Origin of the sequence: Halomonas sp. 3D7M (assembly GCF_014897885.1) — a bacterium.
GTDB lineage: Bacteria > Pseudomonadota > Gammaproteobacteria > Pseudomonadales > Halomonadaceae > Vreelandella.
Window position 1 is genome coordinate 1 of sequence record NZ_JABUZF010000196.1, and the last position, 667, is coordinate 667.

Below are 667 nucleotides of genomic sequence, written 5' to 3' on the forward strand. Positions count from 1 at the left end.
CTTTGGGTGCGCTGTTCGACATGCAAAAACTCCTCGGCCAAAGGGCCTACTAAAGCAATCAAGCGTTTAATGTGCCGTGTGCCGCAAGCGGCTCACCAGGAAATTAGAAGGCGCATAGTCTACCAGAGCTAGTCGCTTAGAGCGCGTTTGTAAATAGATCGAAATTTTAATCAAAGTAGCATTGAAAAGCGCGCGACTTGGCGGCATTGTGTGTTTGTCATTTCAGACTGATGGAGTCCCATGAGTACGGCATACTCAACTGCTCACGCAGAAACGCTAGATCCTCCGCGAAGCAGCCCTGACCTCGATGTCAGGGATTTAGAAAAACGTACGCGCCTAATGCGTATCATTACCCGCCTGATCGCCGTATCAGATCTGGGAAGCCGCGAAATAGCCCGCCGGGCTGGGCTTCCAGTACAAAAGATCAGCGACCTGCTCGCCGGAAGGCTAGAGCACCTAGATATTGATGAACTCAATGTCTTGCGTCGCACGTTAGAGCTGGAGACGCCATAGCAATAGTTGCTACCTAACGTAATCATTCATCCCCTTTGTTTGCTAACAGGCTTGCCCGCTGGGCAGGCCTGTTTTTGTTTCAAAACAGCTAATTAGCGTTCCAGGATTAAGAGAACATTAAGAAACTCTCGCTAACCCATTGACACGTATCAAT

General features: G+C 49.3%; 1 protein-coding gene. It reads left to right on the plus strand.

Translation table 11 applies throughout. From position 1 onward, the window contains the following. Positions 1-240: 240 nt before the first annotated feature. Positions 241-513 (plus strand): XRE family transcriptional regulator, encoded by a 273-nt coding sequence (locus tag INT22_RS11040; protein ID WP_089039409.1) that lies wholly within the window; start codon positions 241-243, stop codon positions 511-513. Positions 514-667: the final 154 nt, after the last annotated feature.

Excerpts from the sequence above, each read along its gene's own strand:
- INT22_RS11040 (WP_089039409.1), top strand. The coding sequence starts at position 241 with ATGAGTACGGCATACTCAACTGCTCACGCAGAAACGCTAGATCCTCCG.